Annotated in this window: 22 protein-coding genes and 1 pseudogene; 18 read left to right on the top strand and 5 right to left on the bottom strand. The window is 42.8% G+C overall.

All coding sequences use genetic code 11. The features are described 5' to 3' along the window. Nucleotides 1-279 precede the first annotated feature (279 nt). Entirely contained in the window at nt 280-1,683 is a 1,404-nt protein-coding gene (locus ACYQ0H_RS03400) for an ABC transporter substrate-binding protein (protein ID WP_459811436.1), read from the top strand. 241 nt (nt 1,684-1,924) lie between these two features. Further along, the gene (locus tag ACYQ0H_RS03395; RefSeq protein WP_459811435.1) at nt 1,925-3,346 is read left to right on the top strand and encodes an ABC transporter substrate-binding protein; all 1,422 of its coding nucleotides are present in this window, start codon (nt 1,925-1,927) and stop codon (nt 3,344-3,346) included. A gap of 129 nt (nt 3,347-3,475) precedes the next feature. On the opposite strand, the gene ACYQ0H_RS03390 is transcribed toward ACYQ0H_RS03395, so the two are convergent. After that, the gene (locus tag ACYQ0H_RS03390; protein WP_459811434.1) at nt 3,476-3,976 is read right to left on the bottom strand and encodes a DUF4358 domain-containing protein; all 501 of its coding nucleotides are present in this window, start codon (nt 3,974-3,976) and stop codon (nt 3,476-3,478) included. A 140-nt stretch (nt 3,977-4,116) separates the two neighbouring features. After that, nucleotides 4,117-4,725, bottom strand: a complete 609-nt coding sequence (locus tag ACYQ0H_RS03385) for a TetR/AcrR family transcriptional regulator (protein ID WP_459811433.1) — start codon at nt 4,723-4,725, stop codon at nt 4,117-4,119. A gap of 263 nt (nt 4,726-4,988) precedes the next feature. Between ACYQ0H_RS03385 and ACYQ0H_RS03380 the strand changes: the two genes are divergently transcribed. The 8 genes from ACYQ0H_RS03380 to thiE all read left to right on the top strand — a co-directional run bounded on the left by ACYQ0H_RS03380 (nt 4,989) and on the right by thiE (nt 14,947). Next, complete coding sequence (locus ACYQ0H_RS03380; RefSeq protein ID WP_459811432.1) at nt 4,989-7,112, top strand: efflux RND transporter permease subunit; 2,124 nt, start codon at nt 4,989-4,991, stop codon at nt 7,110-7,112. Nucleotides 7,113-7,125: 13 nt separating this feature from the next. Beyond that, the gene (locus ACYQ0H_RS03375; RefSeq protein WP_459811431.1) at nt 7,126-9,603 is read left to right on the top strand and encodes a hypothetical protein; all 2,478 of its coding nucleotides are present in this window, start codon (nt 7,126-7,128) and stop codon (nt 9,601-9,603) included. 425 nt (nt 9,604-10,028) lie between these two features. Then, nucleotides 10,029-10,832 carry a bifunctional hydroxymethylpyrimidine kinase/phosphomethylpyrimidine kinase gene (gene thiD, locus ACYQ0H_RS03370; RefSeq protein ID WP_459811430.1) on the top strand — a complete coding sequence of 268 codons (804 nt, stop codon included), beginning with the start codon at nt 10,029-10,031 and terminating at the stop codon, nt 10,830-10,832. 1 nt (nt 10,833) lies between these two features. Beyond that, nucleotides 10,834-12,147 (top strand): phosphomethylpyrimidine synthase ThiC, encoded by a 1,314-nt coding sequence (thiC, locus tag ACYQ0H_RS03365; protein WP_459811429.1) that lies wholly within the window; start codon nt 10,834-10,836, stop codon nt 12,145-12,147. A gap of 51 nt (nt 12,148-12,198) precedes the next feature. After that, nucleotides 12,199-12,606 carry a DUF2185 domain-containing protein gene (locus tag ACYQ0H_RS03360; RefSeq protein WP_459811428.1) on the top strand — a complete coding sequence of 136 codons (408 nt, stop codon included), beginning with the start codon at nt 12,199-12,201 and terminating at the stop codon, nt 12,604-12,606. 388 nt (nt 12,607-12,994) lie between these two features. Further along, nucleotides 12,995-13,525 (top strand): energy coupling factor transporter S component ThiW, encoded by a 531-nt coding sequence (thiW, locus tag ACYQ0H_RS03355; protein ID WP_459811427.1) that lies wholly within the window; start codon nt 12,995-12,997, stop codon nt 13,523-13,525. Next, complete coding sequence (thiM, locus tag ACYQ0H_RS03350; protein ID WP_459811426.1) at nt 13,522-14,334, top strand: hydroxyethylthiazole kinase; 813 nt, start codon at nt 13,522-13,524, stop codon at nt 14,332-14,334. The genes thiW and thiM overlap by 4 nt, the downstream gene beginning before the upstream one ends. Beyond that, nucleotides 14,324-14,947, top strand: a complete 624-nt coding sequence (gene thiE / locus ACYQ0H_RS03345; protein WP_459811425.1) for a thiamine phosphate synthase — start codon at nt 14,324-14,326, stop codon at nt 14,945-14,947. Before thiM ends, thiE begins: the two co-directional genes overlap by 11 nt. Before the next feature lie 112 nt (nt 14,948-15,059). Here thiE and ACYQ0H_RS03340 read toward each other — a convergent pair whose 3' ends face one another. Further along, the gene (locus ACYQ0H_RS03340) at nt 15,060-15,413 is read right to left on the bottom strand and encodes a helix-turn-helix domain-containing protein (RefSeq protein ID WP_459811424.1); all 354 of its coding nucleotides are present in this window, start codon (nt 15,411-15,413) and stop codon (nt 15,060-15,062) included. Nucleotides 15,414-15,542: 129 nt separating this feature from the next. Between ACYQ0H_RS03340 and ACYQ0H_RS03335 the strand changes: the two genes are divergently transcribed. Both ACYQ0H_RS03335 and ACYQ0H_RS03330 read left to right on the top strand, forming a co-directional pair. Continuing rightward, a complete protein-coding gene (locus ACYQ0H_RS03335) occupies nt 15,543-16,046 on the top strand; it encodes a hypothetical protein (protein WP_459811423.1) in 504 nt (167 codons plus the stop codon). Between the two features lie 105 nt (nt 16,047-16,151). Continuing rightward, complete coding sequence (locus ACYQ0H_RS03330; protein ID WP_459811421.1) at nt 16,152-17,561, top strand: C40 family peptidase; 1,410 nt, start codon at nt 16,152-16,154, stop codon at nt 17,559-17,561. A 101-nt stretch (nt 17,562-17,662) separates the two neighbouring features. Here ACYQ0H_RS03330 and ACYQ0H_RS03325 read toward each other — a convergent pair whose 3' ends face one another. Then, nucleotides 17,663-18,535, bottom strand: a complete 873-nt coding sequence (locus tag ACYQ0H_RS03325; protein WP_459811420.1) for a DegV family protein — start codon at nt 18,533-18,535, stop codon at nt 17,663-17,665. Between the two features lie 180 nt (nt 18,536-18,715). Beyond that, entirely contained in the window at nt 18,716-21,187 is a 2,472-nt protein-coding gene (locus ACYQ0H_RS03320; RefSeq protein ID WP_459811419.1) for an ATP-dependent Clp protease ATP-binding subunit, read from the bottom strand. 221 nt (nt 21,188-21,408) lie between these two features. On the opposite strand from ACYQ0H_RS03320, the gene ACYQ0H_RS03315 reads away from it, so the two are divergent. From ACYQ0H_RS03315 to spoIIID, 6 genes and pseudogenes are all read left to right on the top strand, one after another. Beyond that, nucleotides 21,409-21,534 carry a hypothetical protein gene (locus tag ACYQ0H_RS03315; protein WP_459811418.1) on the top strand — a complete coding sequence of 42 codons (126 nt, stop codon included), beginning with the start codon at nt 21,409-21,411 and terminating at the stop codon, nt 21,532-21,534. Nucleotides 21,535-21,899: 365 nt separating this feature from the next. Further along, nucleotides 21,900-22,004, top strand: a pseudogene (locus tag ACYQ0H_RS03310) (PTS transporter subunit EIIB); the annotation flags it as partial. A 99-nt stretch (nt 22,005-22,103) separates the two neighbouring features. Next, nucleotides 22,104-22,607: a PTS sugar transporter subunit IIA gene (locus ACYQ0H_RS03305; RefSeq protein ID WP_459811417.1), complete on the top strand. Its 504-nt coding sequence runs from the start codon at nt 22,104-22,106 to the stop codon at nt 22,605-22,607. Nucleotides 22,608-22,624: 17 nt separating this feature from the next. Beyond that, on the top strand, nt 22,625-22,882 hold the full coding sequence (locus ACYQ0H_RS03300) for an HPr family phosphocarrier protein (RefSeq protein ID WP_459811416.1): 258 nt from the start codon (nt 22,625-22,627) through the stop codon (nt 22,880-22,882). A 19-nt stretch (nt 22,883-22,901) separates the two neighbouring features. Continuing rightward, nucleotides 22,902-24,569 (top strand): phosphoenolpyruvate--protein phosphotransferase, encoded by a 1,668-nt coding sequence (gene ptsP / locus ACYQ0H_RS03295; RefSeq protein ID WP_459811415.1) that lies wholly within the window; start codon nt 22,902-22,904, stop codon nt 24,567-24,569. A 216-nt stretch (nt 24,570-24,785) separates the two neighbouring features. Then, nucleotides 24,786-25,058, top strand: a complete 273-nt coding sequence (spoIIID, locus tag ACYQ0H_RS03290) for a sporulation transcriptional regulator SpoIIID (RefSeq protein ID WP_124098371.1) — start codon at nt 24,786-24,788, stop codon at nt 25,056-25,058. Nucleotides 25,059-25,127: the final 69 nt, after the last annotated feature.

Raw genomic sequence — 25,127 nt, 5'->3', positions numbered from 1 at the left:
ACTTTAATTATAGCACAGCTTTAACAGAAAATCAACATTATCAGAAGAAAAATTTACGCTTTTTAAGTTCGCACTTTGAAAAGGCGTTTTGCTATGTAATTATATTCAGCCTGTCTGGTATAAATTCAGAAATTTTTCAGCTGCTTAAACGTTTAACTATGATTATAAACAAAATTCGTAAATATCTTCTGTTTAATTTGCACATTGACAACGTTTACAGAAATGAATATAATGATTTGTATATAATGTGAGTGTTATAATGAAAGGAAAGTGATTAGCTTGACAAAGCTCAAAAGAGCGCTGGCAGTTACTGCCGCCGTTTTGTCAGCCTCCGCTGCTGCCGGCTGCGGAAATTCAGGTAATTCCAGTTCTGCTGTTACGACAGTACCTAAGGTTGACGTTAACGATACAGATCTTATAGAGAATATTCCGGACGAAGCGCAGAAGGAAATACTGTGGATGGGTACATACGATCTTAATCCTGCCGAGGGAGCGGATAAAACCGTTGAAATGACCTTGTTTAATAATAAGGGCGGAACAGTGAAGTTTTCACAGGTAAGCGACGGTGAAAAATTCGATAAGCTTGCAAGTGCGATAATGTCGCAGAAGGATGTGCCGGATATATTCAAGTATGAATGGCTGGCTTTTCCCTCTCAGGTTCTTAAGGATATGTACCAGCCTGTAGATTCGATAGTTGATTTCAGCGATCCTCTCTGGGCTGACGTTGCTGATACAGCAGACCAGTTCGTGCTCAAAGGAAAGCATTATGTAGCTCCTATAAGCTTTTCCGTAGGAACATTGTTCATGTACGATCATGCTCTTGTTGAGAGCGAAGGACTTGAAGATCCTTACGATCTTTATATGAACGGGGAATGGAACTGGGATTCGTGGCATGATATTATGACTGAGTTTGTTGAAAATTCTCCTGCAGGAGTTCAGAGATACGGAATAAACGGCTGGTTCCAGACGCAGGTCATTCAGCAGACCGGCAAGACGATGGTAACCTACGACGGGAATACATTTAAGAGCAATCTTAACGATCCTGATATTGAGCGCGCAGAAAACCTGCTTTACGACCTCGGAAAGAACAATCTTGTTTATACCGAGTGGGGCGGAACTGCTAAGCAGGTGCTGAAAGACGGAGATATACTGTTTTTCTGTATGGGACCTTGGGCAATGACAGGAAGAAACGGCCCGCAGGAGGGTGACGAATGGAGGATCGTTCCGGTTCCCAGCGACCCGAATACAGAGGAAAAATATATGACCTCGGATATGCTTGCATATATGTGGGTAAAGGGTTCAACTGCCGATGAGGCTGTAAAGACCTGGTACGAATGCTGCCGTATCGCACAGACCAGCGACGAGTACAAGGAAAACGGAAAGGAAAAATTCCTTAATGCAAATCCGAACTGGACTGAGGAAATGTATGACGTAATGCAGAAGGCTTCCTCCAGCGAGTATAAGCAGGTATTTGATTACGGCTACGGAATTTCTCCTGCTCTTTCTCAGGATAACGCCAGCGAGGACGGAAACTGCGTTACCAGAAAGCTTTATGAATTTACAAATAAGCAGGACGATAACGGTCATCAGTACACATGGTCTGAGCTTAGAGAGGCGTATTCGGCTACTGTTAACAGCGAGCTGGATAAGATAAACAAAGCGATCAAGGAATTTGAAGGATAATTTCAGAGCTGAATCATTGTAAGTTGATGGCAGGTTTGAAAATATTAAACCAAGTTATGATCCCGAAATTGCGTAGATACGTGGTTTCGGGATTTCTTTGTGCAAAACTTACAAAATACAAAACAATACATTGTGCATTTTCGTTGGTTGACAACGTTTACAAATGCCTGTATAATATAATTAAGTAAGAAAGTTTTTGAAGTTAACGAAAATATTACAGAAATTTTAGGAGGCTTTTTATATGAACAGCTATAAAAGAATACTTGCCGGGACACTGGCTCTGGGAATGGTATTCGGAATGACTGCCTGCGGAAAAGACGGCGATTCTAAGGGAAGCGATGACAGCTTTGAGGCGACTAACAAGGTAGAGGTTCAGGCTAGTGATAAGATCAGCGCTATTCCGGAGGGAAGCGAAGGAACGATAATTTATCTGGGTGAGGGCGATCTTAACCCTACTAAGAAGAACCCTGAAAAAAGCACTGAGCTTAATCTTTTTGAACAGAAGGGCGGAAAGATAACCTTCCAGCAGACCAGCAACGAGGACAGGTTTGATAATCTTGCCGCAGCTATAACCGCCAATAAGGACGTTCCTGATATTTTCAAGTATGAATGGCTTGCTTTTCCTTCACAGGTAGTACGCGAAATGTATCAGCCTATAGACGATATTGTTGATTTTAATTCCGATCTGTGGAGTCCTGCAAAGGAAACTGCCGATCAGTTTATGCTGGGAGGAAAGCATTATGTAGCGCCCCTCGGATACCTTGCTTCTTCAATGCTCTGCTACGACCGAGATCTAATTGATGCGGAGGGTCTAGAGGTTCCTTATGATCTGTATAAAAACGGTGAATGGACTTGGTCCGCATGGAAAGATATTATGTCCGAATATGTGAGCAATGCTCCGGCGGATACCGACCGTTACGGCGTAAACGGATTTTTCAGAACACACCTTGTTCAGCAGACCGGAAAGAATCTTATAAATTATAATGCCGATAAAGGAATATTTGAAAGCAATCTGAAGGATCCGGATATAGAAAAGGGTCAGGATTTCCTTTATGATTTGATGAAGGAAGGACTTATACTTAACGGATGGGTAGGCTCGGCTAGAGACTGCTTCAATCAGAATTGTCTGTTCTTCGCAATGGGCGACTGGGCGTATTCCGGAACCTCCGGCCCTAAGGAGGGAGAGAATTGGGAGATCGTTCCTATTCCCGCATATGATTCTAATCCTCAGAAAATTACTACTTCGGATATGACCGCATTTATGTGGGTTAAGGGTTCAACTAAGAACGACGCTGTTAAAACATGGTTTGAGTGCTGCCGCGTTGCAAATACTGATCCTCAGTACGCAGAAACAGCAAAGTCAAAGTTTATGGAGAATAATCCTAACTGGACTGATGAAATGTACGATGTTAAGATGGACGTTGTTTCAGATGATTATATGATGATCTTCGATTATGCGTTCGGAGTTTCTTCCGCTTTGGGAGACAGAAAGCAGTTTGACGGAAATCAGTGTCTTGTAGATTATCTGTACGCAGCCGCTTCAACTCAGGACGAAGAAGGCAATCAGCCTACATGGGGTTCTGTTCGTGAGGAGTATTCCGCTACTGTTGATTCAGAGCTAAAAGACCTTAATTCAAGACTTGAAGCTTTTAATGCAAAGTAAATAAAAATTACAAACCGCTTGTTTCGCTGATCAGGCGGTTTGTTTTAATATTGATATGATAGGCTGCTGCCTCAGAAGATCAAGAAGCCGTGTACAGCAAATATCAGCTGCTCACGGCTTTAGATTATATTAATTAAGTTCTTTTCTGACCGCCTTTTCTAAAGAAGCGGTATCGTCTGCAATAATAAGTACGGCATATCCGTTTTCTTCAAAGACGGCTGCGTTATTTGCTTTTTCGGTTTCTGAGGGACTGTATCCCTCATATACCTTTATTCTTGCTTGTTTCCGGTTCTCAAGAATTTTCTCAGCGTTTGCGGAGCTGCTGTCTGTAAGCTTCAGTATTGAGATCTCATCAGCATATTCACCTGATTCGCAGTATAGTATACCGCCGTCAGTAAGCTCTGAGTATTTAACAGAATACAGTTTTTCGCAGTTTTCCTTAAATATGCTGTCGTTAAAATAAAGCGACGAATCAAGCTTTTCTCTGCTGACGCTGAGATTTTCAAGAATTTGCTGAACGCTTTTGTTGCTTTCCTGAGGGTCTTGATTTTTTTCCGTACAGCCTGTTATTGCTGCAAAAACGCCAACAATGCATATCAAAACCGCAGTTCTGGCTATAAGTCTTTTCATTTTTCTCATTCCGTTTCATTAATATATAAGAATTATAGCATTGTACGGTAAAAAAATCAACAACGTATAAAAAAATTCACACTGTTATTCACTATATAACAAAACCCCTTCTCGGATACATTGATCTGCGGAGGGGTTTATTATTGACTGCATTCATGGTTCTGAATAATTGATCTAATGCTTTCATATAAATGAGGCTTCAGCACGTCAAGGCTGCATGGCTCCTGGTACAGGATTGCCGAATAACAGGTGGAGGAAACCAACTCTACGATCATAAACAGCATGATCTCAGGTTCGTTGATTTTAACAGGCGATTCCTCAAGCATTTGAAAATATACGTCTTTGAAATTAATGTCGTCACCTGCGGTCGGAGTTGTAAGTGCGGTTTTAAAAATTCCCCAGCTTAAGTTTTTGGAAATAAAGGTAAGAAGTGATTTGTTTTCATTAAGCTGATTTATTATATTGTCTATAAGACTTATTATTTTTTCCTCAAAGCTCAGCGGCTTGCTTTGTGCTATAAGCTCTTCTACTGCGTTTCGGAATATTTGGCTTGACTTATGGGAAACGAGCTTGTTTCTTATATCGTATTTATCTTTGAAATAAAGATAGAAAGTACCCTTTGCAACTCCTGCGTCATCAACTATATCGGTTATCGACGTTTTGCTGAATCCTTTTGTCGTAAAAAACTTAAAGGCAGTGTTAAGAAGAGAGTCTTCTTTATGCTTCTTGTTGATGTCGAGCTTTCCCATTAATTATCACTTCCTTTTGAAGTATGTAATAACGCAGCTATTTCTATAACCTTATTATATTACTTTTTAACGTTCGTGTCAACAAGTAAAATTGACTAATAGTCATTTTTATATCTTGAATATTTTTGTTGATATAAACAAAAAACTGACTATAAGTCATTTTTCTTTGTCAGACATATTGACTAACGGTCAGATTTAGAGTATACTGTATTTGTGCTAAAGAAATGACTATCAGTCATTATATTGAAAGGAATGAAGACGGCATGATAAAATTCGGCAAATGGATCGTCAGGCACAGGATAATTATTATTATAGTAAGCGTTCTGCTGCTTGTTCCGTCGGTATTCGGATTTGTCAATACCCGGGTAAACTACGATATTCTTTCATACCTGCCAAAGGACATTGATACTATGACAGGACAGGATATTCTGCTCGGGGATTTCGGCAAGGGCGGTTTTTCAATGGTCATGATCGACGGTATGACCGATAAACAGGTTGAACAGACAAAAAAGAAAATTGAGGATATCAACCATGTTGACAGCGTAGTCTGGTACGATTCGCTGGCGGATATAACTCTTCCTAAAGAGGTCCTTCCTGATAAGCTGTACGACTTCTTTAATTCCGGCGATTCTACTCTAATGGTTGTATTTTTCGACGATACGACGTCAGGTGACGGAACGCTTCAGGCAATTGAGGATATAAGAGCCGTTTCAAAGGAGCAGTGCTTCGTAAGCGGAATGTCTTCGGTTGTTGAGGATATTAAAAATCTTTCAAATGAAGAAAGTATAATGTATGTAGTGATCGCAGTTATACTTACAAGTATTATTCTTGCGGTAGCAATGGATTCCTTCCTTATTCCTGTATTTTTTATGCTGAGTATCGGAATGGCGATCATATATAACCTCGGAACAAATTTTATAAAAGGTGAGATATCATTTATTACTCAGGCTCTGGCGGCGGTGCTGCAGCTGGGTGTAACAATGGACTACTCTATCTTCCTTTATCACAGCTATAAAGAAAAGCAGCAGGTTTACGCCGGAGATAAGGAAAGAGCTATGGCTCATGCGATCTCCAACACGATAGTTTCCGTTGTCGGCAGCTCGGTAACTACAGTAGCAGGATTTCTTGCAATGTGCTTTATGAGCTTTACAATGGGGCTCGACCTTGGAATCGTAATGGCAAAGGGTGTTGTTTTCGGAGTATTGAGCTGTGTTACTATTCTTCCGTCGTTAATACTCTGCTTTGATAAAGCGATAGAAAAAACATCGCATAAGGATATTATTCCTGATATGAGCAAGGCTTCAAAATTTATAATAAAGCATTCGGGAGTATTTATAACGCTGTTTTTAGTTATTCTGTTTCCTGCGCTTTACGGTTATACTCATTATGATGTTTACTACAATCTTGATTCAACGCTTCCTAAGGAGCTTCCGAGTATTGTAGCTAATACCAAGCTGGCGGAAGAGTATCACATGAATTCGACGCATATGCTGCTGGCGGATTCTGAAATGGACGCAAAGCAGGTCAACAGAATGCTGGACGAAATGAACGATGTAGACGGAGTGAAATTTGTTCTGGGCTTTAATGAGCTTGTAGGGCCGGCGATTCCGGAGGAGGTCATTCCGGAATCAGTTGAGAGCATTATGAAGAGCGGAGACTGGCAGCTAATACTTATAGGGTCTGAATATGCGGTAGCTTCCGACGAGGTAAACGATCAGATCGCAAAGCTTAACGATATTGCTAAGAATTATGACAGCGGCTCAATGATAATAGGAGAAGCGCCCGCTACCAAGGATCTAATAGAGGTCACAGACCATGACTTCAAGGTAGTAAGCATAGTATCGATAGGAGTAATATTCCTTATTATAGCCTGTGTACTTAAATCGGTTTCTCTTCCGATAATACTTGTGTGCGTCATTGAATTTGCAATATTTGTAAACATGGGCATTCCCTGCTTTACCGGAACTGAACTTCCGTTTATTGCGTCAATAGTTATAGGAACTATTCAGCTGGGAGCAACAGTAGATTATGCAATACTGATGACTACCCGCTACAAGAAAGAACGTTACGGCGGCAAGGATAAAAAGGAAGCGGTAACGATAGCACTTTCGACTTCCGTAAAATCAATCATAGTTTCAGCAATGGGATTTTTTGCGGCTACCTTTGGCGTAGGAGCTTATTCAAGTATAGATATGATCTCCTCACTGTGTACGCTTATGTCAAGAGGAGCGATAATATCTATGATAACGGTTATCACAGTTCTTCCGTCGCTGCTTATGATTTTTGATAAGCTGATATGCGTTACGACAATGGGAATAAGACCAAAGCTGTTTAAAATACCTGAAAAAGATTATTCGCAGACAAAATTACCGGTGGAAAATAAATAGGAGGCAGATTGTTATGAGAAAGTATACCCGAATTATAGCAGGAGTGCTGGCGGTTTTGATATCAGCCGGAGCTACAGGACTATATGCTGTTGCACAGGACGATAAGTCATCAGACAAAAATCAGACCGCTTCTTCACAGGCTGAAAAAGAAAACAGCGGCTCTGATGATAACAGCAAAAAAGAGCAGTCTGATAATGAAGCGCAGGCAGAAAAGGAAGAAACAGTCTATGTGCTTTACGACAGCGGTTCAAATATAAAGGACGTTATAGTAAGCGACTGGCTTAAAAATACCAAGGGTTCGGATACTCTTGAGGACATTTCGGATCTTACCGATATAAAGAACGTAAAGGGTGATGAAACATTTACCGATAACGGAGGAAAGCTGAGCTGGCAGGCAGACGGAAATGACATATATTACAGGGGAAACTCCGATAAACAGCTTCCGGTTGATGTGAAAATAACCTATTTACTGGACGGAGCGGAAACAGCTCCCGAAAATATGTTGGGAAAGAGCGGTAAGGTCACAATACGTTATACCTATACCAATAATCAGAAAACAACAAAGAAAATAAACGGAAAGGATATCGAGGTATATGTTCCTTTTCTTATGGCAAGCGGAACGATACTTGACGGCGATAAATTCAGCAATGTAGAGGTAACGAACGGAAAGGTAATATCAGACGGAAACAGGCTTATAGTGCTTGGAATGGCGGTTCCGGGACTGTCGGAAAGCCTTGGACTGGACAATTTGGAGGACTTGAAGGACGCAGATATTCAAATACCGGAAACAGTGGAAATAACCGCAGACGTAAAGGACTTTGAAACAACTGCTTCAGTTACCGTTGCGACCGGCGAGCTGTTTTCACAGATCAATTTTGACGATACTGAGACTTTTGACGAGCTTAGTGATAAAATAGACGAGTTAAGTAAAGCCGCCGATGATCTGTGCGACGGAACTGCAAAGCTTTACAAGGGTATTTCAGATCTGTCCGACGGAGCGGGCGATCTATCAGACGGTATAAAGAAGCTTTACGACGGTTCGTCAAAGCTGAAAAGCGGAGCAGGCGATTTATACAACGGCTCCAAGCAGCTTTCAGACGGCGCAAAAACGTTGTATAATTCTGTCGGAAAGCTCAGCGGAGGAATTTCAGATGCAAAGAACGGTTCGTCAGAGCTTGTAAACGGAATTTCAAAGGTTCAAAATGGTTCAAAGGAACTTGTGAACGGAGCGGATAGTCTTAAATCAGGAATTTCTGATCTGTCCGGCGGCGGAAATGTACTTTCAGAGGGTGCAAAAACCTTATCGGACGGAACGGGTCAGCTGGTAACAGGTACGAAGACTCTAAATGCTTCGGCAAAACTGCTTTCCGACGGAATTACCGACGCTAAAAAGGGCGCTGATACCCTGCTCAAAGGCGTACAGTCAGCAGAGGACGGAGTTTCAAATCTTTTGGACGGCTCCGGAGAGTTAAAGCAGGGCGCTGCCGAATTGTCAGCAGGTATGGACGATGCTGCGGGAGGACTTGGACAGACTATTTATGCAGACCAGCAGGTTCTTTCAGGTCTAAAGCAAATGCTTGCCCAGACTGAAGAGGGAACGGAGGAATATATCAGTATAAAGACTATGATAGAAACTCTTGAACAGTCTATAGGCGGACAGCAGCAGATTCAGGGTTCTCTTACAGAGGGCAATGAGGGACTTAAGGACGGAGCGGTAAAGTTAAGCTCCGGTGCAGATCAGCTTCAGAGCGGAGTAAAAGCTTTACTTGATAAGAAAACTGGACTGCCGGCTCTTGAGCAGGGAGCAAGTTCGCTGTGCGTGGGTCTGAAGGATCTTAATAAAGGTGGAAAGGCTCTTTATTCCGGTACAACAGATCTGTATTCGTCCAGCAAGGATCTTAATTCGGGAGCAAAGCGGGTTTCATCAGGCGCAAGCGAGCTGAACGGCGGTATTTCCAAGCTTTCTAAAGGTGGAGATACGATGATAACCGGTCTTAATTCACTTGACGACGGAATAGCTCAGCTTTCTCAGGGCGCAAGTGCGCTTGACAGCGGTCTGGAGCAGCTTAACGAGGGAGGATCACAGCTTTACAGCGGAACCTATACTTTATATACCTCCAGCGTAATGCTTAAAGACGGAGCGCTAACGCTTTCTGACGGAAGCGGAGAGCTTTTCTCAGGAATAAAGACCCTTAAAGACGGAAGCGGAGATCTAATTGACGGAGTTTCTCAGCTTAAGGACGGCTCAAAGGAGCTTGACGACGGAATGAAGAAATTCAGGGACGAGGGTGTAAAAAAGATAGTCGATGCCTATAATGGTGATATTTCCGAATTTATCGACCGTCTTAAAGCTGTAGCGGAAGCGGCTGAGGATTATACCTCTTATTCAGGAGTTTCTGACAGTATGAAAGGCAGCGTTAAATTTATTTATACTACCGACGGCGTAGAAAAGCCTGACGACAGCTCTTCTGCCGATAAAAAGGCTGACTGATAAGCTGCGGTCTGATAATACAGCATTTGCGGCGGGATAAATTCCGCCGCATTTTTTGATTGAGCCGGTATTATACAAATGATCTGTTAACTATAAAACATAAAACATAAAAAATAAGATCAGTCAAATTCATTTGTTCAGAAAAGCAGCAGCTATTCCAAAAAAAAATTTGAAATTTAATTGCTGCGTTTTTTGTTTAATACGCTTGACTTATGCTGAAAAAGGTGTTATACTGTATATTAATTGAATATCAGATTTGCAGGGGGACTGAGCCGAACGGCTGAAAGTTGAGAAGGTAGAACCTGACCCTTTGAACCTGTTGGTTAATACCATTGTAGGGAAGCAATAAAGCGTTACAAATGCGTTTATAGAAGGACTTTCATATAGTGGAGGTCCTTTTTTTATTTATGAATGAGAGGTTCAGTATGAAAAATTGTCTTACTATCGCCGGCTCAGACTGTTCCGGCGGCGCAGGAATTCAGGCTGATATTAAAGCTTTTTCGGCTATGGGTACTTACGGAATGAGCGTAATAACGTCGGTCGTAGCTGAAAATACCTCAAGGGTGATCTCGATCCAAAATATTGACTGCGATATTATAGCGGACCAGATTGACGCTGTTTTTGAGGATATTGAGGTTTCTGCTGTAAAGCTGGGAATGCTTCCGAGCTTTGAGATCATTCGGCTTGTTTCTGAAAAACTTGTGCAGTACAAGCCCGAGTTTGTTGTGTGCGACCCTGTTATGGTTGCAACAAGCGGAGATCCTCTTTGTGAAGATACCGCCGAGGCGCTAAGGAGGTATATTTTTCCTATTGCCGACCTGGTTACGCCGAATATGCCCGAGGCTCAGGCACTTTCCGGAGTTAAGGTCAATACTCTTGACGATTTTGAAGGCGCTGCTGAGATAATTATGGATATGGGAGTTAAAAATCTGCTGATCAAGGGCGGTCATTTTATGGGCGACGCTGTTGACGTGCTTTATACGCCTGATGGAAATTACAGTATGTGCAATCAGCGGATAGATACAAAAAACACTCATGGAACAGGTTGCACTCTTTCATCTGCAATAACTGCTTGTCTTGCCGAAGGAATGGATATGGTTTCGGCTGTCGAAGCCGCAAAGAATTATATTACCATGGCAATTGCCAATGCAGACAAGCTGAACGTAGGCAAAGGTCATGGCCCTACAAATCATTTTTATGACTATTATAATCTGAAAGGAATCTTGTAATATGAGAAACTACGCTACACAGATGGAAGCCGCAAAGAAAGGCTTGATCACTCCTGAAATGGAAACCGTTGCAAAGAAAGAATACCGTACTGCTGAGGAAATCCGTGCGTTGGTTGCTACGGGCGAGGTTTGTATTCCTGCAAATATCAATCATAAATCGCTTTCAGCCGAGGGCATCGGCAAGGGAATGAAAACCAAAATCAATGTAAACCTTGGAATTTCAGGCGACGCAAAGAACTACGATCTAGAAATGCAGAAGGTAGATATGGCGATCAAATTCGGCGCTGAGGCTATTATGGATCTGTCAAACTACGGCAAGACCAATAAATTCAGAACTGAGCTTGTTGAAAAATCTCCTGCAATGATAGGCACTGTTCCAATGTATGACGCTATCGGATATCTTGAAAAGGATCTGCTTGAGATTACTGCCGAGGATTTTCTCAGAGTTGTAAAGGCTCATGCCGAAGAGGGCGTTGATTTTATGACGATACACGCAGGCATTAACCGCCGTGCCGTTGAAGCTTTCCGCCGTGAGGGCAGAAAAATGAACATTGTATCCCGCGGCGGCTCTCTGCTGTTTGCATGGATGATGATGACAGGCAATGAAAATCCATTCTTTGAGTATTACGACGAGGTGCTTGAAATACTCAGAAAGTATGATGTTACGATCTCACTCGGCGATGCACTTCGCCCCGGCTGTCTTGCTGACGCTACCGACGCAGGACAGATCTCAGAGCTTATCGAGCTTGGAAACCTGACAAAACGTGCATGGGATAAGGACGTTCAGGTTATGGTCGAGGGCCCCGGACATATGCCTATGGATCAGATCGCCGCTAATATGAAGCTTCAGAAAAGAATCTGCCACAACGCACCGTTCTATGTTTTAGGGCCTCTGGTTACGGATATTGCACCCGGCTACGACCACATTACTTCTGCTATCGGAGGAGCAATAGCAGCGGCAAGCGGAGCTGATTTCCTTTGCTATGTAACTCCTGCCGAGCATCTTCGTCTGCCCGACGCCGACGATGTTAAGGAGGGAATTATGGCAAGCAAAATAGCCGCACATGCAGCAGATATTGCAAAGGGTATTCCTCATGCAATGGACATCGACAACGCAATGGCTGAGGCAAGACATAAGGTTGACTGGGACGAGATGTTTAAGCTGGCGATTGACCCCGAAAAGGCTCAGAGATTTTTTGAGCAGACGCCTCCTGCCGACCGTCATACCTGTTCAATGTGCGGAAAAATGTGCGCAGTAAGAACTACAAATATGATTTTAGAGGGCAGGGAAGTTAAGTTCTGCACAGAAAAATAGCTTTTGCAGTGCAAAGCCAAATCAGTATATCTGTAGGAAGGAGCGCTTGGCATGGGTTTATTTAAGAAAAAAATTCCAAAAAATGAAAACGGATTTTTAGATATTAAAGTGAAAAAATTGATTGAGTGGAATGAGCCTAACGGGGAAGGCTGTATTGTATCTGACAGGATTACAAAAGACGGTATGAAGGTCGGATATATGTATCGTGATGAGCCTAATACCGATTATCCCGACAGCGGCTGGTGCTTTTTCGCAGGTGATGAGGACGAGGAATATTCAAACGACCCGAATAATCATCATGTTTTCGCACTTAATACAATATGTAATTATGACCCTGAAATTATTCCGTATCTTTATTCCCCGATCGGTACTTATTTGATCAGGGTAAAGGACGGAAAATTTATAATTGATGACGGAACTCAGCCGATTTATATGGAAAAACAAAACGGTATCGGCTAGGTTTTGTTATATAGGGAATTGATAGTTGATAATGGTGAAATGATTTGCAATAATTCATAACTGTCTTTTCCCCCACGCGGGTAGGGCTGATAAATTTACCTCTTGCTCAAAGTAAATGTGGGAGGGGGGGTCCGACCGTTCGGCGTGAGAACTTTTTCCCGTATGAGGAGCGTTTTACGGGGTTTTGCGGAATTCTCCTATCCGTATAAACAGAGTATTCAGCGAGGGAACCCGTGTTTCGGGGTGAGAGGATACAATCGAGTATCGACCGGAAATATTTTATTATTTTCATGCTTTTACTGTACGCTTTTAAGTACAGTAATTTGCCGCCGCTGGATATTTAGCTTGTACTCAGACGGCGCAGGCATGAGTACAGGAGGTTTTTTATATGAAAAAAACAAATATTCACAAGCTAACCTTTGCCGCAGTTTTGGTGTCGCTGGCAGTAGTCGGTTCATTCGTATCTTTTCCGATCGGCGGCTCAAAGTGTGCTCCTGTTCAGCACCTGGTAAACATTATCGGAGCAGTCTTTTTAGGACCCGTATGGAGCGTAGGAGTTGCGTTTGCGGCTTCCTTGCTGAGAAACCTGCTTGGTCTGGGTACTCTTATGGCATTTCCCGGCTCTATGGCAGGCGCTTTGCTGGCAGGAATACTTTACAGGTACATAAAGGCTCTTCCGGCTGCGTATATCGGAGAGCTGTTCGGTACGTCTGTGCTTGGCGGACTTCTGGCATTTCCGGTAGCTAAGTTTATAATGGGAAATTCCGCCGCAGCATTGTTCGGCTTTATTCTGCCGTTCTTTGTAAGCTGTGCGGGCGGAACGGTTCTAGCGGTTTTTATTGTTACCGCTCTCAAAAGGGCAAAGGTATTTGACGGGTTTTTGGGACTTAACAAAGCTTCAGGGGAGGTCAGGGCATGACAGCTGATAAAATTGCAGGGCAGTTCAGTGCGGTTCGGGAAGAATGCCCTCTGGTTCATTGCATTACAAATTATGTTACAGTTAATGACGTTGCAAACGCTGTGCTTGCAATAGGCGCTTCACCGATTATGGCGGACGATATCAACGAAGCGGCAGATATAGCTTCAATAGCCTCTGCACTTGTTATAAATATGGGAACGCTTAATCAGCGTACTGTAGATTCTATGCTGGCGGCGGCAAAGGCGGCGAATAAAAAGGGAATACCCGTTGTTTTCGATCCGGTAGGCGTCGGAGCGTCTGCGTTCAGAAACGATACTGCTAAGAAAATTATGGATAACGTCAGAATTTCAATATTAAGAGGAAATCTTTCGGAGATGTCCTTTATGGCAGGACTTGAGGTTTCAACAAAAGGTGTTGATACTTCCGCAAAAGATGAGAAAAACGACCCTGTTTCAGTGGCGAAAGCCGCAGCGGAAAAATTCGGCTGTGCAGCTGCGATAACCGGAGCGGTAGATACGATAACCGACGGCAAAAGAGTCGTTCGCATTTCAAACGGGCATCCTATGCTTTCAAGGGTAACAGGAACAGGCTGTATGACTACCGGAATTGTCGGCGGCTTTGCAGGCTCGTGCGAAGATATGTTCTTAGCAGCGTGTGCAGGAATCTGTGCAATGGGAATCGCAGGAGAACTTGCCTATGAAAAATCCGGCTTGCTGGGAACAGGCAGTTTCCATATTGCGATTATAGACGCTTTAAGTAAACTGGATTCAACTTTAGTTTCGGAAAGGATCAAGGTTAATGATGAATAAAATTGATTATACTTTGTATCTTTGCACCGACAGGGAGCTTATGTCCTGCGAAACGATAGAGCAGTCGGTCGAAGAGGCTGTAAAGGGCGGAGTTACGCTTGTTCAGCTTCGTGAAAAGGATCTGTCAAGCCGTGACTTTTACGAGCTTGCTGTAAGGGTAAAAAAAATCACCGACAAATATAATGTTCCGCTGATCATAAACGACCGTGCCGATATTGCCCTTGCCGCTGACTGTGCAGGAGTTCATGTCGGACAGAGCGACCTGCCTTGCAGAGAACTGAGGAGGATAATGGGTGATAAGCTTATCGGCGTATCTGCGGCAACTAAGGAGGAAGCCGTTCAGGCGGTAAAAGACGGAGCCGACTATCTCGGAGTAGGAGCAATGTTTCCGACAAATACCAAGACCGACGCAAGGCACGTTACAAAGGAACAGCTGGCGGAAATACGGGCGGCAGCGGATATACCTATTGTAATTATCGGAGGAGTAAATAAAAACACCCTCGGCGGCTTTAAAGGCATGGGAATAGACGGTATAGCGGTTATTTCTGCGGTTGTTGCTCAGCCGGATATAAAAGCGGCGGCTGAAGAGCTGAAGCGTTTATGGACAAAATAAGTATATTAAGCTTTTAAATAAAATAAAACGGGCGGACATTGCTTGTCCCTTGCAATTATAAATCAGCGCAGCAGCGTTGTTTATGCAGGGGCGAATGTCCGTCCGTTTTTTATCATCTATCGGTTCCGTATCTTGAATCATTCAGCTTTTTAAGCATTTCGGCGTGTTCTATCAGCCTGCCTTTATAAAGGGTATCAAGACTGCGGAAATTATTAATCAGCTGAATTTCATCTCTGCTCATATTTGATTTCGTAAGTCCTGCTTTATCATTGGTAAGCCCGGCAATATAGTCGATAGAAACTTTGTAAAACTCTGCAAGGGCAATTATATGATGAAAGGGGATTTCACGGTTTCCGCTTTCATAGCGCCAATATTGGTTAGGCTGTACTTTCAGAATAGCGGCTATCTGTTTTTGTGATAAATCTAAATCTTCTCTTAAATCACGAATCCTTTGGTATATATACATAAGGCTCACCTCCGAACATTTATATTAATTTTATCAAATCAACCATATGGGGGTTGAAAAATCTTCAATATGGTTGTATAATAAAATATGCGTGATCCAATTGGTAGAAAAATCGGAGGCTGTTTAAAATTGAAAAACTTAAAATTTAACAGAAAAAAACTATCAAATATTATGATATGTATTACCGGAGTTTTAGCTTTTGCAGCTCCGTTTTATAAGTCCTTTAACATTTACCGTATAATTCCTGAATTTGTATTTGGAGATACCATATTAAGAGGAACAGTAAAAAAGAATATGTTCGGAGCGGCAGCAGAGATCATAAGTCAATTTTTCGATGACAAAATAATTCTTTGTTCTTTTATAATGCAGATCATGATCCTGTTTCTGTTTTTTCTGTCCTGGGTCAATACGGTAATTTTATTAATTGAGTTTCTGAGGCTGGGCTTCGGTCTGAAAATTGATTCCTGCGACCGTCTGATCGGAACGGCGCTGGATATGGCTTTGCTTTATCTGTCAATAATTATTATGACTTTTACAACAAGCAATATGAGTATTAATCCTGTTTTTCTGACGGTGGTTCTATCTCAGCTGAGCTTTGTTCATATGTTAAGAAAAGCCGACGCTGTATTTTAAGGCCTTTTTGAGTTCTTTTATCTATCTCTACTTGACAAGTCCGGGTTTTCGGTATATAATATATTACAAAAGAGTAACAACCCAAAACCTTTTCGGAGATGGATTATGTATATATTACCTAGAATTAAAAAAGCGGCGGCGGTATGTTTGGCAGTTTTGATAACTGCTGCAGTATTCGGTGCGTCGAATGGTGAAAATTTGGTTACAACCTCTGCCGCCCCCGAAAGCTCAGATTATGAGCAGCGTTTAAAGGATATTGAGGAGGAGCAGAGCGAGCTTGATAAAAAGATCGCCGCTGCGGACGAATCAATAAACGGCGAGAAGCAGAAGCTTGATGCCGTAAATAAAAAAATAGAGAATATAAAAAAGAAAATAAAAGCTGTCGAGGAGCATACTGTGCAGCTTGAGGACGAGATGGTAGCTCTCGACGAGGAAATGCGGGATACTCAGTACGCCCTGAACGGCCAGGAGGAGGCTATAAAATCGGGAGTTAGCGATTTTATGGACAGGATCAGGATAATGTATATTGCAGGCTCGGATACATATACTGATGTACTTGTAAACTCGTCGGATTTCTACGATATACTTATGCGCTTAGAGCTTGTAAAGCGTGTGGCAGGTCATGATAACGACACGATAAATACTCTGATAGAGCAGAAAAACGAGATAGAGAAAACAAAATCTGTACTTGAGGAGCAGAGCAAAAAGCTGAAGGAAAAGAGCAGGGAGTATTCAGAGCAGCAGAAATCGCTTACAGACGAGCAGTCGGAGCTTCTGAAGCTACAGCTTGAATACGACGAGAAGATATCTCAGCTTGAAAACGATAAGTCGGATTATAAGAATAAAGCGGACAAGCTTTCAGAGGAATACAATAAGGTTTCGGGCGAAGCTCAGAAAACTCAGACGACAGTTTCCCAGAAGAGTACGACAACAAAGAAAACTACTGCCGTTTCGGAAAGCGAAGGAAGTAAAAATACAACGACCACAAAGAAAACAACTGCTGCGACCGTTCCTCCAGATGACGGAGAGCCTGATACTACTACCCAAAAGCAGACTACCACTAAGCCTGTAACTACTCAGAACAAGCCTGTAACAACGACAAGCTCGTCAGGCGGTGGAGGAAACTCCTCGTCAGATCAGACGAAGCTTGATATAGTTGTAAGCTACGCCAAGAGTATGGTAGGCGGAAGCTATGTCTGGGGCGGCTCGGAATTCGGTGCAACGGACTGCTCAGGTCTTGTTATGCTTTCCTATGCTCAGGTAGGAATAGCTCTTCCTCACTATGCGGCTTCCCAGGCGGGTTACGGAATTTCGGTTTCATACGGCAATATGCAGCCGGGAGATCTGATATTCTTCGGCGGAAGTTCATATTCCTCGATATATCACGTTGCTATGTACATAGGCGGCGGAAGAATGGTTCACGCAGAAAACAGCAATACGGGAATCGTTATTTCAAACGTTGCTTCGTTCTCAAAGTATAATAATATTACCTGTATAAAAAGACTTATATACTGATAAAAAGCTCCTTGCCTTAACGGTAGGGAGCTTTTTCTGTCTCAGTTAAAAAACCGGCTCAGCGGATTTGCTGAACCGGAAGGTTTCATATTTGATTTAAGCTATCTGTATTCACCCATAAAAAACAAAGCCATAGTTCCCGGACCTGAATGAGCTCCGATAACCGTTCCCGTGTAAGCAGTTATGACCTTGGTTTTCTTGCCCAGCTTTCTTTTGGCAAGCTCTTCGACATACCGGGCGTCATCTATACAGTCGCCGTGACAGATAGCTATAACTGGATTTTCCCAGCCGCCTATACGTTTCTCCATCATTTCGACCAGCTTGTTCAGCGATTGCTTTCTGCCTCTGACCTTTCCGACCGGAACAAGATGACCTTCGTTGTCGACATGAAGTACAGGCTTTATTCCCAGAATAGTTCCTGCAATAGCGGTAGCCTTTGAAACCCTTCCTCCCCTGTGAAGGTATTTAAGATCATCTACAGTAAACATATGACATAGGTGAAGCTTGTTTTCCTCCAGCCATGCGGCAAGCTCGTCAATACCCATTCCCTCAGACTTTTTTTCGCAGGCCTTGTAAAGCAGCAGTCCTTCTCCGGTAGAAGCGCACAGGCTGTCTATGCAGATAATTTTTGAACCGGCGTACTTTTCAAGCAGATTGTCCCTTGCGATACAGGCGCTATTGAAGCTTCCGCTGAGTCCTGAGGAAAAGCCGAGATAAAGAATATCATAGCCGTCCCTTACTGCGGCTTCAAACTCGTTTTCGTAGACATCGGGCGGTATCTGTGCAGTTTTAGTCGATCCGCCTTCGCGCATTTTATTGTAAAAATCTTTGTATGGCATATCTCCGTCCATATACGATCTTCCGTTAAGTTCAAAGCTTAACTTAAATATTTCTGTACCTAAGCTTTCGGTATATTCCTTCGGCAGATCACAGGTTGAATCAGAATAGATTTTGTATTCTCTTTTATCAGACATTGCAGCGCCCTATAATAAAGCTTTTCGGCTTTTTTAGGGCTGCCCTCCGTTTCTTCTATAATTTTAGTATGCTGTTTCAGCATCTGTCAGCTTGTAATAAAATCATTATATCATATGTCGGGAGGGTTGTTCAATATTTTTTTGACATTTGTCGCAAAAATTTTGTAAATAATTTATTAATTAAACTGCTTGATTTACTGCGTGTTCCTTTACAGTGAATTTTCCTTCGCAAAGAACAGCGGCGAAGCAGGTAGGTTTTTCTGCTCCTGATACTATAAGGTCGCTTATAAGGTTTTCGATCTCAGAGCAGACTATCCTCCTGACCTCTCTTGCTCCCGATGGCTTTCCTTCGCTAAGCCTTGCTATTTCCGAGGGTATATCTTCGGTATAGCTGAAGCCGTATCCAAGCTTTTCAAGTCTTTCCTTCAGGCTTTCAAGCTCAGATACCGCTATTTCTGAAAGCTGAGGCTTACCAAGCCTGTTGAATACTATAGTATCGTCTATTCTGCCCAGCAGCTCAGGCGAAAGAAATTTTTTAAGCTCTCCAGTAAGCTCCTTCTTCATATATTCGTAATTGTCTTTATCGGAATCCTCGTCTGAGAAGCCAAGATGTTTTTTATCTTTTAGGTTTTTTACTCCTATATTTGAGGTCATAATAATGATCACGTTTGAAAATGAAACGCGCCGTCCTGTTGAATCGGTAAGAAAGCCGTCCTCTGTTATCTGAAGCAGCAGATTGAACACTTCGGGGTGGGCCTTTTCAATTTCGTCCAGCAAAAGAACGGAATACGGTTTTTTTCTGACGGCTTCGGTAAGCTGACCGCCGTTTTCGTAGCCTACATATCCGGGAGGCGCTCCGATAAGCTTTGAAACGTTATGACGCTCCATATATTCAGACATATCTATTCTTATAAGTGCGTCGTCGCGGTGAAAAAGCGCTTTGGCGAGCGATTTTGCAAGCTGACTTTTGCCGACTCCGCTTGTGCCCATAAAAATAAAGCTTCCCATTGGTCTGCTGTCGTCTTTTAAACCGGAGCGGCAGCGTCTTATAGCGGCGCAAAGCCTTTCTATCGCTTCGTTCTGTCCGGTAACGTCTTTTTTTAGCTGCCTGTCAAGGTCTCTCAGAAGCTGGGATTCTTTTTCGGTCAGCGCAGCGCAGGGGATTCCTGTCTGCCTTGAAACTACCTTTTCTACATCGTCCTTTGTAAGCTCTGTCCGTTCTTCATTATTCTTTCCGGTGATCGCATTGAGATAGTCTTCCCTAGAGATCTTTCCTATAACATAGTCGTTAAATACCGCCGAGATCTCCTGCTTCCCGTTATCCCCTGAGGAGCTGTTTATTCTGGCGCAGGCACAGGCTTCGTCAAGTATATCTATTGCTTTATCTGGAAAGAACCTGTCTGTAACGTATCGCTTTGCTAGATTTACGATATGCGTTATAACATCGTCTGAAACGGATACCTTATGATGCTCCTCGTATTTTCCGCAAATTCCTTTCAGTATTTCAATTGTACCTTCTGCAGACGGCTCATCTATTTTAACGGTCTGGAAGCGTCTTTCCATAGCGCTGTCCTTTTCGATATTCTTTCGGTATTCCTCAAAGGTAGTAGCGCCGATTATTTGCAGCTTTCCTCTTGCAAGCTGAGGTTTAAGGATATTTGCCGCGTCGATCGCTCCTTCAGCCGCCCCTGCTCCCATAATATTGTGTATTTCGTCTATAAATAGAATAACGTTGCCTGCTGATTCCGCTTCGTCCATGCAGTTTTTCAGACGTTCTTCAAAGTCACCGCGGTATTTTGCTCCTGCAAGCAGCAAGGTAAGGTCAAGGGCAAATATTCTTTTTTTTGATAACGCCTGAGGTACTTCACCCATCATAACCTTTGAAGCAAGGCCTTCGATCACAGCCGTTTTTCCCACACCCGCTTCGCCTATAAGACACGGATTGTTTTTTGTACGGCGGCATAGTATCTCCATTATTCTCTGTGTTTCCTTTTCTCTGGCTATTACCGGATCAAACTGTTCACACGCTGCCTTTTTTGTAAGCTCTCTGCCGTATCTTTCGAGATTTTTAAGCTTTACATAATTTTGTTCCATGAAAATCGTTCTGTCGTTTCCTGCGGCGGTGCAGTCGGCGTACATACGGGTAAGATTACAGTCAAGCTCGCGAAGTATCTCTGCGGCGCAGGCGTTTGACTGCCTTAATATAAGCGCCAGAATGTATTCCGATCCGGTTTGCTTAGCTCCGAAGCTTTCGCTTAAAGTACATGCTCCCTTTAATATATTTACTGCGGTAGGAGTAAAGTCATTCTGAGTGAGCCGACAGGGAGTTCCTCTTCCTATTATTCTCAGCATTTGTTTTTCAACGGCTTCTTCCGTTACCGAATGCTTTATCAAAACTGCACACGCCGCAGAAGTACCTTCTTCCATTATAGAAAGCAGAATATGCTCCGAGCCGATATAGGTATGTCCCCACTTTCCTGCGCATACGACTGCGCCTCGGATTATATCCCGCCCTTTTTTTGTAAATCTGTCAATTTCAAAGCTATGATTGCCTGTAGACAAAAAAATCACCCTTTCGTTTGAGGCAGCCCCGACATGAGTTACCATTATAGTAAGCATTGACGCTTTTCGGATTTTTAGACATCGGCTCACAGGTATTGTGCTGCTGAAAAAAATATACTGCTGCTGCGCCGGTATGCTTCCAAAGCAGTTTCAAGCCGCTAATAACATCTTATGCGCAGGACAAATTCAGCTTTCCGAAAATTTTTGTAACACAATTTTTCCTGAATCATAAACTGTAATATAAAGCAAAGGCAAACAGCGAAAACGCTGGCTGCTGCTTTATAAAATACACAGTTAAAGGAGAATGTTTTATGAACGGTTGTGGATTTGGCGGATGCTGGTGGATTATAATCCTTATCCTTATCATCGCTTGCTGCTGCGGCGGCGGTTGGGGCGGCTGCGATAACGGCTGCGGATGCAATGGCTGCGGCTGCTGATTATTAGCATAAAACGAAAAGGACCGCTTATTTAAGCGGCCCTTTTTGTCGTTAAATTGTTAAATATGCACAAAGCCTGCCGTGATAAATTATATGAAATATCAATTGAATTTTCGGAATTAGTTTGTTATAATATGTATGTAAAGTAAATACGGCGGATTGTTACCGGCTTATGTTGGGCAAGACTGATTGTGAGTGTGCATTACTCGTTAATGCAGTTCAGTTTCGGTGTTGTCTTTTTTATTTAATAGGATTGTTACTCGTACCGAGGCAAGACCTGTAAAGCGTATGCATTATTAAAATGTGCCGCTTTTCGGTCTTTTTTATTTGAAAATCGAAATATTATTGAAAGCAGGTGATAAAATATAAATACGAAGGAAAGAGCGGCTGCTGTTATCAGGCTGGCGGGAGGAGCAGAAAATATAAAAAATGTATCTCACTGTTCGGCACGTCTGAGGTTAGATTTAAAAAACATCAGTATTGCCGCCAAAGACGAAATAAAAAAAATTGACGGTATTAGGGGAGTAATATTTCAAAATTCACAGCTTCAGATTATAATAGGACTTTCTGTGGCAGAATACTATAATGAAACGCTGAAGCTTTTGAATCCGGAGCTGAGGGATTTCCGTACTGAAGCTATAGCTAATCCGGCTAAGGGTAGGGTATTTCCGTTAAGCAGGGTAAACGATATAGCCTTTTCATCAGGTATTATGGGCAAAGGCTATGCCGTTGATCCGTCGGAGGGGAAAATAGTTGCTCCTTTTGACGGTACAGTCAGTATCTGCCAAGGGCGTACGGTCGAGCTTATCTCTGATACGGGCGTTGATCTGTTTGTTACAGTAGGAACAAAGGATCAGGCGGAGAGGTGTGATTTTATGCATTGTTTTTCAGACGGAAGCCGTGTAAAAAAAGGAGACTGCGTAATGGAATTTGATCTGAAAAAGCTTAAATTCGGAAGGATCGATACGCTTACGCCTGTCGTTGTGCTTAATTCGGACGAATACCGTTCGGTGACTGTAAAAAATACGGACAGAGCATCGTTTATGGAAGAATTGATTTTATTGACAAAATAAAAAAGGAGATTGATACTATGAAAACATTTGAATATGTAATTACCGATCCTGTTGGGATCCACGCAAGACCTGCCGGTCTTCTCGTTAAGAAGGCTGCCGAATTCGTTTCAAAAATAACACTGTCAAAGGGAGAAAAATCAGCCGACTGCAAACGTCTTTTCGGAGTAATGGGACTATGTGTAAAATGCGGTGACAAAGTAACTGTAACTGCTGATGGCAGCGACGAGGATAACGCGTCAGAAAGTATTAAAGCGTTCTTTACTGAAAATCTTTGATAAGAAGGCGGTGGGAATTATGACTGAGCTGAAGGGAAAGGGCGTAAGCGGGGGAATCGCGATCGGCAGACTTTCTTTTGTCGGGGATAGTGAAGTAAAGGTTCGCAGAGTCAGGACCGAGGACACGGAGGCTGAGCTTAAACGCTTTTCACAGTCAAAATCCAAAACTCTGGAGCAGCTTTCAAAGCTGTATGATAAAGCTGTGGAGGAAGTCGGTGAAACTAACGCTCAGATATTTTCGATACATCAGATGATGGTCGAGGATATGGATTATCTTGATTCAATAAAGAATATAATTACCTCTCAGAAGGTAAATGCGGAATATGCTGTTGCAGTGACCGGAGATAACTTCGCTGCAATGTTTTCTTCAATGGACGATGAATATATGAAAGCCAGAGCTTCGGATGTCAAGGATATTTCAGACAGGCTTATAAGAAATCTTATGCCGGGTTCTGAAGTTTCGGACATTTCTGATGAAGAAGAAAAGCTTATAATCTGCGCTGACGACCTTACTCCCAGTGAAACTGTACAAATGGACAAGAGCAAGGTTCTGGCGTTTGTTACCAGAAAAGGCTCTTCCAATTCTCATACTGCTATACTTGCAAGAACTCTTGGAATTCCGGCGGTGATCGGAGCCGGAGATAAACTTTCCGAGGACTTTAGCGGAAGACCGGCAGCGGTAAACGCATTTACCGGTGAAATAATTATAGAGCCGGATAAAAATACGCTTGAAAAAATGCGGCAGCTTCAGGAAGAGGACAAGCGCCGCAAGGAACTGATAAGGCAGCAGAAGGGTAAGGAAAATATAACGCTTGACGGAAAAAGAATAAAGCTGTACGCAAATATCGGAGGCTTGGGAGACGCAGGAGCGGCGCTTGCCAATGACGCAGGCGGTATCGGTCTGTTCAGAAGCGAGTTTTTGTATCTTGAAAACAGCAGTTATCCGACCGAGGAGCAGCAGTTTTCCGTATATAAAACTGCCGCAGAAAGCATGGCGGGACGTCCTGTAATAATTCGCACTATGGACATAGGAGCGGATAAGCAGATAGACTATTTTGATATGCCGACTGAGGAAAATCCTGCAATGGGCTGGCGGGCTTTAAGAGTGTGCCTTGACCGTGAGGAAATTTTCAGAACTCAGTTAAGAGCGCTTTGCAGAGCAAGCGCTTTCGGTAACATAATGATAATGCTGCCTATGGTAGCGTCGGTCTGGGAGATAAGGGAATCAAAGCGTATAATAAAAGATATTCAGAGTGAACTGGAGGAGCAGGGAATTGATTTTAATAAAAATATGCAGATAGGAATAATGATAGAAACTCCGTCTGCGGCGGTCATAAGCGATATTTTAGCAAAGCAAGTAGATTTCTTCAGTATCGGAACCAATGATCTTACGCAGTATACTCTTGCTGTAGACCGTCAGAATTCCCGTCTTGACAGATTCTATGATCCTTACCATACATCGGTTTTAAGGCTTATAGATATGACTGTTAAAAACGCTCACGCAAACGGTATATGGTGCGGGATCTGCGGAGAGCTTGGGGGGGATCCCGAGATGACTGAGGCTTTTCTGGCAATGGGCGTTGACGAGCTTTCAATGGCACCGTCCAGAATCCTTGAAATACGCAAAAAGGTACGTGAGACCGATATATCGCTGCTTGATAAGGAAAAACTGATAAACAGGGAATAGATTTACAGCCGTCTGCATATTAATGCAGGCGGCGTTTTTATCAGCTGCTGAATTCAGGAAAGTCTTGTCAGAAGCTGTATGTCAGTTTAAAAATTGCATTATTCCGTTACGTTTAGTTCTGTTAGATCTGTTTTTACAATATATTACGGACAAACATAAACCTAAATTCCCTTGCATACACTCTAATACAACACCATAAGTATTGGAGTGAGATAGATGACAGAAACAGACAAGGACCGCTCAGTGGTGCTGGGGGAGTATATGGTTATCCACAAAACTACCGTCAGAGCGACAGCAAAAGAATTTGGAATCAGCAAATCAACGGTACATAAAGACCTTACCGACAGACTGCCTAAAACATCGCCTCAGCTTTATAAGCAGGTGAAAGCAATTCTGGAGGAAAACAAGCGGGAGCGTCATATAAGAGGAGGGCTTGCAACTAAGCATAAATATGAGGAAAAACATAAGCAGTTTATGCATGAGAAGTAAATATAGATCAGGAGCAGACCTTCGTATTGTGCGGAAGTCTGCTTTTTGCATATTAAATTTTTGCTTATG

It is taken from the genome of Hominimerdicola intestinalis, assembly GCF_054655215.1.
Note: the sequence above shows the minus strand (reverse complement) of the source record. Positions and strands in the feature narration are given on the sequence as shown.